We start from the raw sequence: 15,880 nt of genomic DNA, 5'->3' as shown, positions 1-15,880 counted from the left end.
CTCACCACCACTGCGACGGGCGGTTTCGGTCCCAGCGCTGGGTTGATTCCAGTTGTGCGGCAAGGGAAATCAGGGTTTCTTCGGTGTTCGCGTTGCCCATCAATTGCGCGCCGATGGGCAGGCCCGCGTCAGTGAAACCAGCGGGGATGTTCACACTCGGCCAGCCCAGTACGTTCCACGGCCACGTGTACGGGCACGCGGCTGTGATCAGGTGGTTGGTCGCGCCGAAGCCGATGCCGTCGATGTCTTCGGCGCGCGGGGGAGGGGTTGCCGTTGTTGGCGCGAGTACCACGTCGTAGTCGGTGAAGAACTTGCCAATTCGCTTGTGCAGCAACGGTTCCGCGCGGCGCGCAGCCTTGAGCGCGGGACCAGTCAGGAGGCGTCCGACGCGAGCGTTCGTTGTTGTTCGCGGGTCGACCACCGCGTCCGGCATGGCTTTCAGTACTGCGCTGATTCCGCCGAGTGAGCGCGGCAAGAAGGTCGCGCCGATCAATACGCCGTAGTGCAGGTCGGCGATCGTGACCTCGTGGCCGAGTTTGCGCAGAGTTGCCGCCAATTGCTTTACCGCCGAAGCTATTTCGCGGTCGAGCGGCGTTGTCATCGCCGTGAACGGCGGGCGCAGGGACAGGGCGATGCGCAGACGGCCGGGATCGTGATCGGCAGCAGCGCGAGCCGCGATCGGAGCGGGAGTGTGCAGGTCGCCGGGGTTTGGGCCAGCGGCGACGTCGAGCAGCAGCGCGGCGTCGCGCACCGTGCGGGCGAGCGGGCCGTTCACCGTGAGGCCGTTGAACGATTCGGCGAGCGGCCACGTCGAAATGCGGCCACGCTGGGGTTTGATGCCGACCAGGTTGGTCCACGCCGCCGGGATGCGCACCGATCCCGCGCCGTCGGACCCGAGCGCGGCAGGCACGAGCCCCGCGGCGACGGCCGCCGCCGACCCACCCGACGAGCCGCCAGGCGTGCGCTCGCGATCCCACGGGTTGCGGGTGTGGCCGAAGACGCCGTTGGTGAACGGCAGCTGACCGAGTTCGCAGGTGTTGGTTTTGCCGACGATCACCGCACCCGCAGCCCGCAGCCGTCGGACGGATTCGGCATCCTCGGTTTTGGGCGCGAACGCGCCGCCGCACCCGAACGCGGTCACCTCGCCCGCGATGTCGGTGTCGTCCTTCACCGCGATCGGCACGCCGAGCAGGGGCAATCGCTCGCCAGCGGCGAGCCGCCGGTCGGCGTCGGCGGCTTCGCTGAGCGCGGCTTCGCGTCGCACGACCCGGAACGCGTTGAGCGTGGGTTGCGAAGCGTCGACGCGATCGAGCGCGGCGGCGACGGCGTCGACCGAGGAAACCTGCCCGCCTGCGATGGCTTTGGCGAGCTCGCTAAGCCCGAGATCGACGGATCGCGGCGCGGGGTGGTCGGGCATGTGAGCTCCATCTCTGCGTGAATAGCCCCGACGGTAGCGTGAAACTGGTCACGCGTCCATATTCGATTTCGCCCCGCATTGCCGGGACGCGCCCACCGCAGAGAATGACCGTGCTGTCTCGTTCCTACGTCGGAGGTGGGCGCCCGCGTCGGCGGTATCGCGCGTAGCGATCGCAGTGTGTTGCGTGGTCTTGGTGGTGAGGTCGAGCGGCGGTTCGCGTCGGGTGTCGGGCTCGGTCGTGTCCGTATCGAGGTGGCCGGCCGTTAGGGGGCTCCGGGAGTTCGCGGCACGCGTCGGGGGAGAACTGTCGGGGGTGCGTGCGAAGATGGCTCTGTGCGGTTGTATCGAGATGAGGCGGTGGTGGTTCGCCAGCACAAGCTGGGCGAAGCCGATCGCATCGTCACACTCTTGACCAGGCAACATGGGCTGGTCCGTGCGGTCGCCAAGGGGGTGCGGCGCACCAAGTCGAAGTTCGGGGCGCGGCTTGAACCCTTCGCCTACATCGATGTGCAGCTCCATCCCGGGCGCACGCTCGACATCGTCACCCAGGTCACCACCGTCGAAGCGTTCGCCGCCGACATCATCAGCGACTACGGTCGCTACACCACCGCATGCGCCATCCTCGAAACCGCCGAGCGCCTCGCCGGTGAGGAACGCGCGCCCGCGCCCAAGCTGCACGCGCTCACCGCCAGCGCATTGCGTGCGATCGCCGCACAGCACCGCCCACACGAACTCATCCTCGACGCCTACCTGCTGCGCGCGATGGGTTTCGCTGGCTGGGCCCCCGCGCTTGACGAATGCGCCCGCTGCGCGACCCCCGGCCCACACCGCGCGTTCCATGTCGCCGCGGGCGGGTCGGTGTGCGTGCACTGTCGACCGCCTGGCGCAAGCACCCCGATCACCGGCGTCATCGACCTCCTCGTCGCCCTGCGCGCGGGGGAGTGGGCGTACGTGGAGTCGGTGCCGATGAACATTCGCCGTCAGGCGAGCGGGCTGGTCGCCGCGCATTTGCAGTGGCACTTGGAACGCCAGCTGCGCACGCTGTCGATGATCGAGCGCGACCCGGTGACGACTGCGGGTTAACCGCCGGCCCCGTTCGCGAGCACCGCGCACCGAACGCACCGCGATCAGGCGGGGTCTGCTCGATTTAGGCCGCGCTGCCCCGCGCCTGATCAGGCCACGCCCGATGTGGACCTGCGCTTGCGAATCGACCGGCACCGCGTCAGGCGGCTCCGTTCGATGTGGGCCCGCGAACCCGTCGGTCGACCCACACCGCAACCGGCGGCGTCGCCTGATGTGTCACGCGAGCACTGCGGGTTGACCTGCATCCAATCATGCCCGGCCACCGGCGCGGACCTGCGCACCTGCGGGTCGACCGGCAGTGTGGTCAGGCGGCCGGTCGGTGTGGCTCCGCGCCGACGGGTACGCGATCGGGCGGGGGCGCCGATAAGGGTCCGCGCGCCCGTCGGTCGACCTACGCCGCTACCGGGCGGCGTCGCATGCGAGCACCCGCATGCTGGCCCGCACCGCCATCAGGCAGGATGGATGCGTGATTCTGCGTCGTGATTCCGCTGCCGAGCCCAAGTCGAGTCGGGTGGTTCGGCCGCCGTCGCAGCACCCGTCCGGCGCGCGCCCGCCCGAGATTCCGCCGGAGTTGGTGCCGCGCCACGTCGCGCTGGTCATGGACGGCAACGGGCGCTGGGCGCAGGAACGCGGGCTGCCGCGCACCGCAGGTCACGAGCGTGGCGAAGCCGTGCTTATGGACTCGGTCGAAGGCTGTATCGAGATGGGCGTCAAGTGGCTGTCGGCGTACGCCTTCTCCACCGAGAACTGGCGACGCAGCCCCGACGAGGTGCGCTTCCTCATGGGCTTCAACCGCGACGTCATCCGCCGCCGCCGCGACGAAATGCACGAGATGGGCGTGCGGGTGCGCTGGGCGGGTCGTCGCCCGCGACTGTGGCGCAGCGTCATCAAAGAGCTCGAGGTCGCCCAGGAACTCACCAAGGACAACACCGTCATGACGTTGACGATGTGCGTCAACTACGGTGGTCGCGCCGAAATCGCTGATGCCGCAAGGGAAATCGCGCGTCGCGTTGCCGCTGGCGAGATTGATCCGGAGAAGGTCGATGAGGCGACCGTCGCACGGTTCCTCGACGAGCCGGACATGCCGGACGTCGACCTGTTCCTGCGCCCCTCGGGCGAGTACCGCAGCTCCAACTTCCTGATCTGGCAGGCCGCCTACGCCGAATTCGTTTACCAGGACACACTTTTCCCCGACTTCGACCGCCGTAACCTGTGGGACGCGTGCCTGGAATACGCCAAGCGCGACCGCCGCTTCGGTGGCACCAAATGAGTGAGGAACCAACTGAGATGGACACCTCAACCGTGAGCCCCGAGATCGACCTCCAAGCCCGCATCGGCGCGTGTATTGGCATGCAGGACATCGATGTTCGCGTCGACGCTGACGGTTCGCTCGGCTTCGAATACGACGGCGCGCTGTGCTCGATCCGCGCGGTCACCCTCGCGCCCGGCCTCACCGTCGCGTCCGTGACGGCCGTCCTCGCCTGGGATCGCCCGCTCAAACCGCAGCTGTACAAGCGAGTTGCCGAGCGCAACAACGAGATTCAGTTCGGTTCGGTCACGCTGATCGCGCGCGGCAAGCTGGGCGACGTGATCATGCGCTACACGTTCCCGGCCGAAGGGCTGGACGACACTGCGTTGACAACCATGTTGCTGCTCACCCTGACGGGCGCGAGTCGAGCGCGCCAGGGCTTGCTCGCGCCGTAAAGATGCTGTGCCCCATGCCAAATCGGGGCCTGCTTCGAGCGTCGTTGGCGGCTACCCTGAACTGATGGAAATCTTCGCGGGTCTGTTCCTCGCCCTGGCCTGCATGGGAGTCCCGATCGCGATTGGGGTCATCATCGCGGCGCTTGTCTCGCGGTCGAGGACGACGCACCACGGGATATACGGCGGCGGGGACAGCGGCGGTCACCCACAATCGACGTGGTGGGCAGCGGGTGATAGCTCAGCCCACCATTACGGCGACTCCTCAGGCGGCAGTTCAAGCGCGTGCGGCGGCGGAAGCAGCGGCTGCTCCGGCGGAAGTAGCAGCGGCGGAAGCAGCTGTGGCGGTGGAAGTAGCAGCAGCTGTGGCGGTGGTGGAGGGGGCGGTTGCTAGCCCGCTCGGCCGGATATCCGCGCGAATTGTGATCGCACGCAGGCAGTTTCGACCGCTACGCTGAGCGTGTGGTTGACATCTTGACGACGCTCGCGTTCGCGGTTGCGTGCTTAGGATTGCCCGTGTCGGCGGTCATCGTCATCGTGGCGCTTGCCACGCGGGGGAATTCTCGTGGACCGGGGTACCCCAATCGGGGGCACGGCCAAGCGCAATGGTCGGCCGCGCGCGACAGACCGAGCAACCGCAACCGCCGCCGCTCGTCAAGCAGCAGCTGCTCAAGCGGGAGCAGTTGCTCAAGTGGCAGTAGCTCTTCAAGCGGTAGCAGTTGCTCTAGCGGCAGCAGCTGTAGCAGCGGGTGCGGCGGCGGAGGCGGCGACTAGTTGCCCGGCTTCCAGGTGATCTTTCCACCCTGGAAATCCTGCGCTTTCCCACCCTGGTAGTCGTACTCGTCGCTCGTCGGGTACCCGTAGCGCCCGGTTTCGCCGCCCGCGCGGGTCCAGTCGGCCTGGATGCTGCCCCACACCGCGTGCGCGCCGGTTTTCGCCGTGTAATAGATCGCGCCGGTCGGGAACAGCGTGTATTCGCCGCCCTTACCGGCCTTCGACACGTCGCTCAACGGGAAGCCGAGCGGGCTCGATTCCCAGCCGAGCGCGGCCCACTTGTCGCGGATCGGGCCGCTGATCTGGTGCGCGCCGGTGCCGACGGACCAGTAGATCGACCCCTTCTGAAAGTGGTTGAACCGACCACCGTTCGCGGGCAGTTCGCGGGTGACGGGGTAGCCGAGTTTGCCTGTCTCATAACCCAATTCGGCGAATTTATCGCGAATCTGACCGGCGACGGTGTTGGCGTTGGTGTCGGGGTGCCAGTAGATCGTCGCGCCGTTGGCGAAGGTCTGGAATTTGCCGCCAAAACCAGCGTCGGATTCGGGGGAGGTCGGGTCGCCGAGCGCGCCGCCCTGAGCGTCGTATTCGACTTCGATCGCGCCGCCCACTTCGAACGGGCCAACCATCCGCGCTTGCGCGGAGCCCGCGCCTAAAGCAAGCACGGCAGCCGCCGCGAGCGAGACAACGGTGGTTGATTGCCGGAACCGGCGGTGCGGTGATGCCACTGCGAAACTCCCAGGTTAGCTCGATGTTCTCCCCGCGATCGCTCGCCCCGACGGGCGACCGCGCATCGAACCTACCCGGTGAACCCCGCGTGCGATAGCCGAACCTAGTCGCGCTTGTCGGGGAACAGGACCGCGATACCGCGAGCGAAATCGTCGGGCTCGATGTCGCCGACGATTAGGTGCTGAAGGATGAAACCGGGCAGCACGCCAAGGATCGTTTTCGCGAAGGCGTCGACATCGGCGTCGGCGGGGAGTCGCCCAGCGTCGCGCAGACGGACGCCGTAGTCGCGCCACACCTCGCGCATCGCGGTGATGCCTTCTCGGACCGGGATGTTCGCGTCCGGCTGCACCATCGCGAGCGCCCATGCTTGGGGGGCTAGACAAAGCGGGCCGTCGTTGGCCGAGAGCTTCACGATCTCCCTGGTCACCATCGCGACAACCTCGCCCGGCGACGGCAACGGATCTTCGGTGATGATCGTCGCGAGTTTGGCGCGCAGGGGCAGCATCGTGCGGCGCACAAGCTCGGCGATGATGGCGTTTTTGCTGGTGAAGTACCGGTATACCGCCCCCGCCGACAGTTCAGCTTCGCTGAAAATGTCCTGCATCGACGTGTCGTGGAAGCCCTTGCGTGCGAAGCAGCGCTGGGCGGCGTCGAGGATCTGTTCTCGACGGCGTTCGAGGTGCTCATCGCTGACTTTCGGCATGCTTCCAAACTAAAACGAATATTCGTTCTTGACAAGCGACGTCGGCCGCGCGATGGTTAATCCAACAAAAAGAACGAACATTCGCTTTAGGGGAGAATGTCATGACGATCACACGAAAAGCAGTCGCGATCGGCCTGCTCGCAACACTCATTCAGGGGCTCATGCTCATCGCGTTCGCGTGGCCCGCCGTCAATGTCGCACCGCGTGACCTGCCGGTCGCGGTCGCTGGTCCACAGAGTGCGGCGGTCGCGCAGAAACTCGACGGCGACGCGTTCGCGGTCACCACGCTGCCTGACGCCAACGCCGCCCGTGCCGCGCTGCTCGATCGTGAGATCTACGGCGCGATCATCACCGGCGAAGGCGCGCCCAAGGTGCTCGTGGCGTCGGCGGCGGCGCCCGTGGTCGCGCAGCAACTCGGCCAAGTCGCGCAACAGTTGAGTGGCGTGCCCGCTGCAACCGTGGAAGACGTTGTCGCGACGTCGCCCGACGATCCGCGCGGCGCAGGCTTCGGCGCGATGGTGTTGCCGCTGGTGATGTCGGGGATCGCGGCCGCGGTGCTGCTGACCCTGTTGGTGCCAGCGCCGGGCCTTCGCCTTCTCGGTGCCGCGACGTTCGGTGTTGTCGGTGGCCTGGTCAGCACGCTGATTTTCCACACCTGGCTCGGCATCCTGCCCGGCAATTACCTGTTGCTCGCCTCGATCGTTGGCCTCGCGACCTTCGCTGTCGCGGCGACGATCATCGGCCTCGCCGCAGCGATCGGCACGCCGGGAATCGGCATCGGCGCACTGACCATGCTGCTGATCGGCAACCCGTTCTCAGCGGCGACGTCGGCCCCTGAACTGCTCCCACAGCCGTGGGGCGAACTCGGTCAGCTGCTCCCGCCGGGTGCCGCCGCGACGCTGCTGCGCTCGGTCGCGTACTTCGACGGCGCTGGCGCGATGGGCCCGCTCGCGGTGCTGCTCGCCTGGGCAGGGGCGGGGATCGCGCTGGTTGGGGTTGGGATGGTGCGGGGGCGACGGGTTGACCCGGTCGCGAGCGTCGACCAGATTCCGGTTGCCGCGTAGTCACTAACAAACCGCTTCGCGCCGAAAAGCATTCGGCGCGAAGCGGTTTCGCTTTGTCTGGGGACGCAACCGCGATACCAAGACGCCTGTCGCTGGCTCGGCTTTTTCGCTAAACGGACCCGTCGAGCGTCACAGCTTGAGCCCAAAGATTGTGCGGCCCAGGTGGTTTCACACACCCGGCCTAAGCCGACGCCGCCTCCGGCTCGCACACCCGGTTTCGCACACACTCACTGCACGTTCCGAAAATCTCTAGCGTGTGGCTCACCTCGGTAAACCCGTGCTGGCCAGCGATCGACTCGGCCCACGCCTCGACGGTCGGGCCTTCAACCTCAACCGTGCGCCCGCAGTGGCGGCACACCAGGTGGTGGTGGTGTCCGCTTGAGCACTGCCGGTATACCGACTCGCCCGAATCGGTGCGCAACACGTCGACGAGACCGGCGTCGGCCATCGACTGCAACGTGCGATAGACCGTGGTGAGGCCAATACCTTCGCCGCGTTTGCGCAGTTCATCGTGCAATTCCTGCGCCGAGCGGAACTCGGCGGTGTCGCCTAACAGTGCCGAAATCGCACTGCGTTGGCGCGTGCTGCGGACACCGACCTGCTTGGGGGTCGCGTTCTCGGTCATCGGATCACCCTTCCTCAGCATGCGCGATGGCATCGACAACGATATGTGCGAGATGGTCGTCGACAAGTTCGTAGAGCACCTCGCGGCCCGACCGCTCGCCATGCACCACGCCAGCGGACTTGAGGATGCGCAGGTGCTGGGAGACGAGCGGCTGCGTGACACCGAGCGCGTCGACAAGCTCGTGCACGCACCTCGGCGACTCGCGTAGCTGCAACACGATCGCGATCCGCACCGGCGCGGCAAGCGCGCGCAGCAATTCCCCCGCCTCTTCTAGTACCGCGCGAGCGGGCACCGGGGCGGGTGCGGCGGAGGGATAAGGGTTATGCGTGTGCTGCGCTTCGGCGGTCATCAACCAACTCCTTATTGGAAACCGATTCCATTTTGACATGCAAAAGTGCGCATGTCGAATGTCGCACAGCGGCCAGGAGTTTTCAGCCGTAGCCAACAGTGTCGACGGGCGTTCGCGGTAGAGGTCGCGACGACACTTCGCCCGTGCGGTGATAAAGCTGCTTGCTGGTGCCGATAGGCTTATTCGAATACTTGTCTGACTCCCTAAGGGATGGAGAATTCTCGCGTGGCACCCAAGTCGAAGGTGGACACCGTTGCCAACCTCGCCAAGCGTCGGGGTCTGGTCTACCCGTGCGGTGAGATCTACGGAGGCACCAAATCGGCGTGGGACTACGGTCCGCTTGGCGTCGAGCTGAAGGAAAACATCAAGCGGCAGTGGTGGCGGACCATGGTCACCAGCCGCGACGACGTCGTCGGCCTCGACTCGTCGGTGATCCTGCCCCGCCAGGTGTGGGAAGCGTCGGGCCACGTCGAGACCTTCTCCGACCCACTCGTCGAGTCGCTGCACACCCACAAGCGCTACCGGGCCGACCACCTGCTCGAAGCGTACGAGGAAAAGCACGGCCACCCGCCGGTCAACGGCCTCGCCGACATCAACGACCCCGAAACGGGTCAGCCGGGCAATTGGACTGAGCCCAAGAACTTCTCGGGCCTGCTCAAGACGTTCCTCGGCCCGGTCGACGACGAACAGGGCCTGCACTACCTGCGCCCCGAAACCGCACAGGGCATCTTCGTCAACTTCAAGAACGTCCAGGAAACCTCGCGTAAGAAGCCGCCGTTCGGCATCGCCCAGATCGGCAAGAGCTTCCGCAACGAGATCACCCCGGGCAACTTCATCTTCCGCACGCGCGAATTCGAGCAGATGGAGATGGAGTTCTTCGTCAAGCCCGGTGAGGACGCCGAGTGGCACAAGTACTGGATCGAGACCCGTCTCGCCTGGTACACCGACCTCGGCATCGACCCGGAGAACCTGCGCCTCTACGACCACCCGAAGGAAAAGCTGTCGCACTACTCGGCCGGTACCACCGACATCGAGTATCGCTTCCGCTTCCAGGGCAGCGAGTGGGGCGAGCTCGAAGGCATCGCGAACCGCACCGATTACGACCTCAAGACGCACTCGGAGCACTCCAACGTCGACCTCACCTACCGCGACCAGGCCAGCGGCGAGCGCTACACGCCGTATGTGATCGAACCGGCTGCGGGCCTTACCCGTTCGCTGATGGCGTTCCTTGTTGACGCGTACACCGTCGACCAGGTGCCCACCGCGAAGGGCACGACCGAGGAGCGCATCAGCCTGCGACTCGACCCGCGTCTGTCGCCCGTGAAGGCGGCGGTGCTCCCGCTGTCGCGCAACGCTGACCTCACGCCGAAGGCGAAGGATCTGGCGGCGCAGTTGCGTCGCAACTGGAACATCGAGTTCGACGACGCGGGCGCGATTGGTCGTCGTTACCGCCGTCAGGATGAGATCGGTACGCCGTTCTGCATCACCGTCGACTTCGACACCCTCGATGACCAGGCGGTTACCGTGCGTGAGCGCGATTCGATGGCGCAGGAGCGGATCGCGCTGGATCAGGTCGAGGGTTACCTGGCCGCGCGCTTGATCGGCGCGTAGCTATAGCCTTTTTCGTGCGCATTCGCGCCTGAAAGCCCGGTTGTGGGCACATAAGCCGCGAATGCGCACGAATATGCCACTTGGTCGAACGTCCAATCGGGCTCCCGGGCGTGTCGTCGCGGGCTCTGGCCAATAAACTTCTGTTCGTGCTGTGGGAACCCGAAGATGTAGTGCGGACGCTCGATCCGTCGGAACAACGATTTGTCCGGCATGGCACGTTCACCGGCCGTTCGGTGCATCTGCGGGGCGAAGTCGACGCCGCCGCGCTCGGGTGCGCGTTCGCCACGTTGCAGCGCGCGTTCCCTGTGCTGGTGTGCCGGATCGTTGAAGACGAAGCTGGCAACGGAATCCTGCTGCGCCCCGGCCACATTGAGCCCGTTGGTGCGTGGATCAGCTTCGGTGAGCCCGATGAGATTCGGGTGCCGACCGAACCGATCGACCCGGGTTCGCAGCTGGCGTACCTGGATGTTGTTCTCGCCGAAGATGATTCGGCGCGCGTGACGCTGTTCGTCCACCACAGCATCGCCGATGGCGGATTCTGCGTTGAGTTGTTCAGTCGATTCTGGGGCTATTACACCGACCACGTCGAGACGGGCAGCTCCGTCGCCGCGGTGCACAGTTTGCCGCGTTCGCTTGAGCAGCACTTGGCGGATCGGGGTATTGAGCGCGGTACGCGGTCCGGACTTGAAGCCGCTATCGACGTCACCTCGACCGTTCCAGCACCGGTGCCCGCTGGGCCGACCTCCCAGGCCGCTGTGTCTCGCCTGCATCGGTCGGATCGCGTTTTGCTCGACACGGCAACCACCGCGCGCATTCGAGAACAGGCGCGCGCACTCGGGGTGAGTGTGAACGCGTTGATCACCGCGGCGATCCTGCGCGCATGTGCCGATGGTGGTGCCGCGCGCTGCCTTTACCCGGTTGACCTGCGTAAACGCTTGAGTCCGGTGGTCGCGGCTGAGGCCGGAACCAATATGGGTGGACTGACGACCTTCGCGACTGATTCGACCGACAACCTTGTCGAGGTTGCCCATCGCGTCGGCGCGACCCTGGAGCGCGACCTCGCCGACGGCGTGACCGCGCAGTCGGTCCTGCATTTCGCCGACTACTACGGCGACATGCGAATCCACTCGCTCGCTGGCCATGTCGCGGTGACGAACACCGGGATCGTCCCGATCTTCCGCGCACCTGCGGGTTTGCTCATCGACGACTACGAAATCGTGTACCTGTCAGCGCACCCGCGACCGTCCGCAGGCGGCGCGGCCGCCGTGACCTTCCAGCTGTACAGCTACCTGGGTCGACTGACGATCGGCCAACTTGGCGGCGGCCCGACGCTGACCGCCCGCGTTCTTGACCACCTCGCTGAGGTGGTCGCGAGCGAAGAGGACGCGGTGAGCGCCTGAGTGGGTCGGGCCAACGCGGCTAGGGGGCGCGAAGGGCTACGCGATGGGGTCCTGCAATTCGGTGACCCACCCGTCGGGGTTGGGCGTCCATTCCAGTGTCACTTCGCGCGCCGGGCCGTTCGTTTGGTAGCCGTTGTCTTCGACCCACCGGCCCAATTCCTGCCACGCGCGACCGATGCCGGAGACGTTGCCGCGATAGATCGTTGTGGCGACTTTCGGGATCGCGGGCAGGTCGACCACGGTGAAGCCGGGCGCGTCCTGATTCACCGGCACGCACGCGTGCACCCCGACGCTCCCGTCCGATTCGGCAACGTAATACGCGATCGCAGGCCCGGCGATGGGGATGTGCGCTTTGGCGAGGTCGTCGGCCAGTTTCTCAAAAAGCGGCCCAACAACCGGACTGATCGCCGACGGTTCGAACCCGCTCGCAGTCCCGGTCGCCTCAACCACCCGCACGGCGGGAACGGACTTGATCACCACATCTTGGTCGGACATGACACCCTCCTTTTCGATGAGTCGGAGTCTCGCTTGGATGTCGGTCAGGCGTGCTTGGTCGGCGGCCACCTGCGCGGCCAATTCGGCCGCTCGGGTGGCCAGCAGCTCGCGTAGGTCATCGGGCGCGGGCGGTGCGTCGAGCAGCCCGCCAACCTGGTCCAACGTGAACCCCAACCCTTTAAGCGCGACGATCCGGTTGAGCCGAGCCAGCTGACCGGCGGTGTAGAACCGATACCCCGTAGCCGGATCGACCCGCGCGGGTCGCAACAACCCGACGGCATCGTAGTGGCGCAACATGCGCACCGACACCTGACCGTGCCTGGCGAAATCTCCGATACTGAACATGATGTTCTCCGGTCTACGGCCTCACACGGTGTGAGAGTCAAGGGTGTCGGCTCAGAATCGCCCACCTCGACTCACCCGACGTGACCCTGACGAGCCGCCGAACGATCCTGGTTGGAACCCGCCACCGCCCATCCCGCGACCACCACCGCCGCGCATCGAACCCCGCAACATCGAATTGAGCAGGATGCCGCCAAGTACCGCGCCTGCCTGGCCACCGCCGGTCGCGGGTCGTCGCGTTTCGTATGCCCGCACGCTGGCTTGCGCGAGTTCTAGTGCCTTCCCACCCAAGTCGGCGGCCAGCTGGGCTTCGCCAAGCGCCTGCGCTGGTTGGGCGGCGGCACGCGCTTGCTCAAGGTGACGTTGCGCTTCCGACAATCGCGTCCGCGCTTCGGCATCAACGCCACCGCGCCGGGTCGCGATAAACGACGACGCCGCGTCGATGCGCGCCGTCGCGTCGCTGAGCGCGCGGTCAAGGCGACGTTGCAGGTCAGCGGCAGCGAGTTGGCGATCGGTCGCGTTCGCGATGGCCTGGTCGAGGGCGGTGTCGGCGTTGACCGCGTCGTGGAACGCGCCGAGCGGGTCGGCTTCGGCGCTCGCGGCGGCGCGGGTGAGCGCGTCGCGGGCGAGACCTACGGCGGCACTGAGTTCTTCGCCGCCGAATTCCGCCAACCCAGTTGCCGTCGCGATGTCGGCACGCAGCTCGTCGAGCGCGGGCGCGAGTCCGTCGCGAGCCGCCGCGATGTTGCTTTCGGCGGTGTCGACCGCGTCGAGCAACGTGCGCGCCTGACCGATCGCGCCCTCGGCCCCGCGAATCGCGGCAACAGCGGGACCTTGCTGGCCAGCAGGATGCGTGAGCGCGGCGCGCGCCGCATCAATGTTGTGCTCCGCGAACGTGATTCGTTCACCGGCCATCCGCACGTTGTCGGCGATGGGTGCGATAACCGTTGCCGGATAGGCACTTTCGAGCCGAGCGAGCTCGGCCTGCGAAGCGGGCAGGCGCGCGGTGAGGTCGACGATGTCGCGAGTGAGTGCGTCGAGGCGACCGGGCGCGTCGATCAGCAGGTTGCGCATTTCATCGAAAGCGGCGACCTGGGAATCTAATTCGCGATCAGCGGTCCCTGCGGTGGCCAGCAACTCAAGCAGCATCGCGCGTTGCTGATCGGGCGTCTCGGGGATGGCGTCGTCAAGTTGCTGACGGATCGCGAACGCCTTCGCCGCCGCCGCTCGCGCCTTGTCGAGCGCGGTGCGGAACGGGGTCACCGCTGTCGCGCCGAATTCGTCTGTCGCTAAAGCTAATTCCTCAGTGCTGGTGCGAATGGCGTCGTCGATTTCCACGAGTCGCTCGCGGGAAAGCGCGTGCAGGGTGGGCAGCGAAAGGCTGGCAAGGGCCTTCGGATCAGTGGGATCGATGCCGCGCGCTGCGGTGAGTTCGGCTTTGTCGCGGTTGCTGCGGCGCTTGCGCGACCACAGGATGAGCGCGGCCGCCGCGAGCAGTACGCCGAGCGCGATGAACGCGAGTAAACCCCAGGACAATCCGCTGCCACTGATCGCGCTCCCAAGCCCCTGAGCTGTGACGATGCCTGCTTGCGCCCAGTTTTTCGCGCGCAGCTCCGGTTCAACCGAATCGATGAGGAGCGAGTCGAGTTCGTCGTCGGTGACTTCGGGAGGCAGCGTGCCGTCGAAGGCGTAGGCACCGTCGTCGACCGCGACGGCAAGCAGCAGGTCGCGGTCACCAAATCCGGAGAGCGCCGACGTTCGCGCTGCCCAATCCTGCGGGGAAAGCCCGGCGAAGGAGTGCACGTAGTTGACCCATAACCGCACCCGATGCTCGTCGTACAGGGCCTCAACGGCGGCACGCACACGGTCGGCGTCGGCGTTGCTGAGCGCCCCCGCCGAGTCGACAACCTGCGGTCCCATACGCGCGGGCGGTTCGGCGAGCACCGGCGCACCGCCAAGGAGCGCGAACAAGATAAGGCACAGCCCAACGACAACCCAGCGGAGCGAACGCTTACGCGGCAGCGGCATAGGTTCGAATGTAAACCGCCCCTACGACATGTAGCGGCGAACGCGCGTGGCGCCGACAAGTTGACCCGCCGGGCGTTGCGCGAGCGCCAACCGCGACGGGCTCCTAGGATCGCCACCATGGTCTCAGTGGAGAGCGACTACACCGGTCACGTGACAGGCGACATCGCCGCGCAGCGTGAGGTTCCCGGCGCGCGGATTACCAAAATGTCGGTCGGGCCGATGGACAACAACACCTATCTGGTGCAGTCAACGACTACCGGCGACACGCTGCTGATCGATGCGGCCAACGACGCGAGCAACATCGTCGAGTTGACCATGCTCACCGCACCGGACCAGGTGAGCCAGATCGTCACCACCCATCGTCATCCCGATCACTGGCAGGCATTAGGCGAGGTCGCGGGCGCGCTCGGCGTACCAACAGCCGCCCACACCGACGACGCCGACCACCTGCCCGTCCCGCCCGACACCAGACTTGCCGACGGCGACACCATCAAAGTTGGCGACCTGACCTTCGACGTCATCCATCTACGCGGCCACACCCCGGGCTCGATCGCGCTCGCCTTCACCGACGGCAACGGCACGACCCACATCTTCACCGGCGACTCCCTGTTCCCCGGTGGTGTCGGCAAAACTCACTCGCCCGAACAATTCGCCAGCCTGCTCGACGACGTGACAACGAAACTCTTCGACCGATACGGCGACGACACCGTCATCTACCCAGGTCACGGCGACGACACCACCCTCGGCGCGGAACGCCCGCACCTCGACGAGTGGCGCGCCCGCGGTTGGTAGCGCGGCCAGCCGACGACGCGGCGCGGCGTGCTCCAACAGCGGCTGTCGGGATGACCTGGCAAACTGGCGAGGATGAAATCGGGTTTCTCACGAACCACGCCGACCACGGTCGACACGCGGCCAAGCCGTGGGTTCGTGCCGACCATCTCGCTGTGGCTCGGCAGGTTGTTAGCTGGTGCGATCGTTGTCGCGATCGTGCTGGTCGGTGGCACGGCGTTTCGGGTGTGGCAGGTCGCGCGGATCGACGACTACTCCCATGCCGACGCGATCGTCGTGCTCGGTGCCGCGCAATATTCGGGCACGCCGTCGTCGGTTTTTGAAGCGCGCTTGTATCAGGCATCGCGGTTGTATGAGCTTGGCGTCGCGCCGACAGTCATCACCGTCGGTGGCAAACAGGAGGGCGACCTCTACACCGAAGCCGCGTCCGGCAAGGCTTACCTCGAAGATAAGGGCGTCCCAAGCGAACACATCATCGCCGTCGAAACCGGTTCCGACACTTTGCGTTCCATCGAAGCTGTCGCCGACACCATGCGCGCCAATGACATGTCATCGGCCGTACTCGTCAGCGATCCGTGGCATTCACTGCGTACGCGCACGATGGCATCGGACGCGGGGCTGCGCGCGTGGACGGCGCCAACGCGCACCGGCCCTGCCGTCTACACCCGCGAGTCGCAGTTCCACGGTATCGCCCGCGAAACCGGCGCTCTCCTGTGGTACCAGCTCACGCATTTCTCGGCAGACTTCCCGTACACGGCCCGACAGTGAGA

15 protein-coding genes are annotated in these 15,880 nt (G+C 66.2%); 8 read left to right on the top strand and 7 right to left on the bottom strand.

What is annotated here, in order from left to right; translation table 11 throughout:
- Position 1: 1 nt before the first annotated feature.
- The gene (locus IEX78_RS19235; RefSeq protein ID WP_188830420.1) at positions 2–1,417 is read right to left on the bottom strand and encodes an amidase; all 1,416 of its coding nucleotides are present in this window, start codon (positions 1,415–1,417) and stop codon (positions 2–4) included.
- 333 nt (positions 1,418–1,750) lie between these two features.
- Here IEX78_RS19235 and recO point away from each other — a divergent pair, with 333 nt between their 5' ends.
- The 3 genes from recO (at position 1,751) to IEX78_RS19220 (ending at position 4,204) form a co-directional block, all read left to right on the top strand.
- Positions 1,751–2,500, top strand: coding sequence for a DNA repair protein RecO (gene recO, locus IEX78_RS19230; RefSeq protein ID WP_188830419.1), 750 nt, complete (start codon positions 1,751–1,753; stop codon positions 2,498–2,500).
- A gap of 466 nt (positions 2,501–2,966) precedes the next feature.
- Positions 2,967–3,770, top strand: a complete 804-nt coding sequence (locus IEX78_RS19225) for an isoprenyl transferase (RefSeq protein ID WP_373291623.1) — start codon at positions 2,967–2,969, stop codon at positions 3,768–3,770.
- A gap of 80 nt (positions 3,771–3,850) precedes the next feature.
- Positions 3,851–4,204, top strand: coding sequence for a YbjN domain-containing protein (locus IEX78_RS19220; protein ID WP_229684169.1), 354 nt, complete (start codon positions 3,851–3,853; stop codon positions 4,202–4,204).
- Between the two features lie 767 nt (positions 4,205–4,971).
- On the opposite strand, the gene IEX78_RS19215 is transcribed toward IEX78_RS19220, so the two are convergent.
- Positions 4,972–5,703: an LGFP repeat-containing protein gene (locus IEX78_RS19215; RefSeq protein ID WP_308426567.1), complete on the bottom strand. Its 732-nt coding sequence runs from the start codon at positions 5,701–5,703 to the stop codon at positions 4,972–4,974.
- 104 nt (positions 5,704–5,807) lie between these two features.
- Positions 5,808–6,407 (bottom strand): TetR/AcrR family transcriptional regulator, encoded by a 600-nt coding sequence (locus IEX78_RS19210; protein WP_188830418.1) that lies wholly within the window; start codon positions 6,405–6,407, stop codon positions 5,808–5,810.
- A gap of 101 nt (positions 6,408–6,508) precedes the next feature.
- Between IEX78_RS19210 and IEX78_RS19205 the strand changes: the two genes are divergently transcribed.
- Positions 6,509–7,471 carry an ECF transporter S component family protein gene (locus tag IEX78_RS19205; RefSeq protein WP_188830417.1) on the top strand — a complete coding sequence of 321 codons (963 nt, stop codon included), beginning with the start codon at positions 6,509–6,511 and terminating at the stop codon, positions 7,469–7,471.
- Positions 7,472–7,652: 181 nt separating this feature from the next.
- On the opposite strand, the gene IEX78_RS19200 is transcribed toward IEX78_RS19205, so the two are convergent.
- On the bottom strand, positions 7,653–8,096 hold the full coding sequence (locus IEX78_RS19200) for a Fur family transcriptional regulator (protein ID WP_188830416.1): 444 nt from the start codon (positions 8,094–8,096) through the stop codon (positions 7,653–7,655).
- A 4-nt stretch (positions 8,097–8,100) separates the two neighbouring features.
- Entirely contained in the window at positions 8,101–8,445 is a 345-nt protein-coding gene (locus IEX78_RS19195) for an ArsR/SmtB family transcription factor (protein WP_188830415.1), read from the bottom strand.
- Between the two features lie 210 nt (positions 8,446–8,655).
- Between IEX78_RS19195 and IEX78_RS19190 the strand changes: the two genes are divergently transcribed.
- Together IEX78_RS19190 and IEX78_RS19185 are read left to right on the top strand one after the other, a co-directional pair.
- Positions 8,656–10,056, top strand: a complete 1,401-nt coding sequence (locus IEX78_RS19190) for a glycine--tRNA ligase (RefSeq protein WP_188830414.1) — start codon at positions 8,656–8,658, stop codon at positions 10,054–10,056.
- 146 nt (positions 10,057–10,202) lie between these two features.
- On the top strand, positions 10,203–11,456 hold the full coding sequence (locus IEX78_RS19185) for a phthiocerol/phthiodiolone dimycocerosyl transferase family protein (RefSeq protein ID WP_188830413.1): 1,254 nt from the start codon (positions 10,203–10,205) through the stop codon (positions 11,454–11,456).
- Positions 11,457–11,492: 36 nt separating this feature from the next.
- Here IEX78_RS19185 and IEX78_RS19180 read toward each other — a convergent pair whose 3' ends face one another.
- Positions 11,493–12,296 (bottom strand): MerR family transcriptional regulator, encoded by an 804-nt coding sequence (locus tag IEX78_RS19180; protein ID WP_188830412.1) that lies wholly within the window; start codon positions 12,294–12,296, stop codon positions 11,493–11,495.
- 51 nt (positions 12,297–12,347) lie between these two features.
- Complete coding sequence (locus IEX78_RS19175; protein WP_188830411.1) at positions 12,348–14,321, bottom strand: TPM domain-containing protein; 1,974 nt, start codon at positions 14,319–14,321, stop codon at positions 12,348–12,350.
- Between the two features lie 117 nt (positions 14,322–14,438).
- Between IEX78_RS19175 and IEX78_RS19170 the strand changes: the two genes are divergently transcribed.
- The gene (locus IEX78_RS19170) at positions 14,439–15,113 is read left to right on the top strand and encodes an MBL fold metallo-hydrolase (protein WP_188830410.1); all 675 of its coding nucleotides are present in this window, start codon (positions 14,439–14,441) and stop codon (positions 15,111–15,113) included.
- A 72-nt stretch (positions 15,114–15,185) separates the two neighbouring features.
- Positions 15,186–15,878 carry a YdcF family protein gene (locus IEX78_RS19165; RefSeq protein WP_188830409.1) on the top strand — a complete coding sequence of 231 codons (693 nt, stop codon included), beginning with the start codon at positions 15,186–15,188 and terminating at the stop codon, positions 15,876–15,878.
- The last annotated feature ends 2 nt before the right edge of the window (positions 15,879–15,880 follow it).

It is taken from the genome of Nocardia camponoti (assembly GCF_014646135.1).
Lineage (GTDB): Bacteria > Actinomycetota > Actinomycetes > Mycobacteriales > Mycobacteriaceae > Nocardia > Nocardia camponoti.
The sequence above is the reverse complement of the archived record's forward strand: the minus strand, read 5'-3'. Positions and strand labels throughout refer to the sequence as shown.

What these genes read in the sequence shown, in the direction of transcription:
- IEX78_RS19170 (WP_188830410.1), top strand. Translation starts at nt 14,439, where the DNA reads ATGGTCTCAGTGGAGAGCGACTACACCGGTCACGTGACAGGCGACATC.
- IEX78_RS19210 (WP_188830418.1), bottom strand. Translation starts at nt 6,407, where the DNA reads ATGCCGAAAGTCAGCGATGAGCACCTCGAACGCCGTCGAGAACAGATC.
- IEX78_RS19220 (WP_229684169.1), top strand. Translation starts at nt 3,851, where the DNA reads ATGCAGGACATCGATGTTCGCGTCGACGCTGACGGTTCGCTCGGCTTC.
- IEX78_RS19205 (WP_188830417.1), top strand. Translation starts at nt 6,509, where the DNA reads ATGACGATCACACGAAAAGCAGTCGCGATCGGCCTGCTCGCAACACTC.
- IEX78_RS19175 (WP_188830411.1), bottom strand. Translation starts at nt 14,321, where the DNA reads ATGCCGCTGCCGCGTAAGCGTTCGCTCCGCTGGGTTGTCGTTGGGCTG.
- IEX78_RS19235 (WP_188830420.1), bottom strand. Translation starts at nt 1,417, where the DNA reads ATGCCCGACCACCCCGCGCCGCGATCCGTCGATCTCGGGCTTAGCGAG.
- IEX78_RS19200 (WP_188830416.1), bottom strand. Translation starts at nt 8,096, where the DNA reads ATGACCGAGAACGCGACCCCCAAGCAGGTCGGTGTCCGCAGCACGCGC.
- IEX78_RS19190 (WP_188830414.1), top strand. Translation starts at nt 8,656, where the DNA reads ATGGAGAATTCTCGCGTGGCACCCAAGTCGAAGGTGGACACCGTTGCC.
- IEX78_RS19195 (WP_188830415.1), bottom strand. Translation starts at nt 8,445, where the DNA reads ATGACCGCCGAAGCGCAGCACACGCATAACCCTTATCCCTCCGCCGCA.
- IEX78_RS19165 (WP_188830409.1), top strand. Translation starts at nt 15,186, where the DNA reads ATGAAATCGGGTTTCTCACGAACCACGCCGACCACGGTCGACACGCGG.
- IEX78_RS19180 (WP_188830412.1), bottom strand. Translation starts at nt 12,296, where the DNA reads ATGTTCAGTATCGGAGATTTCGCCAGGCACGGTCAGGTGTCGGTGCGC.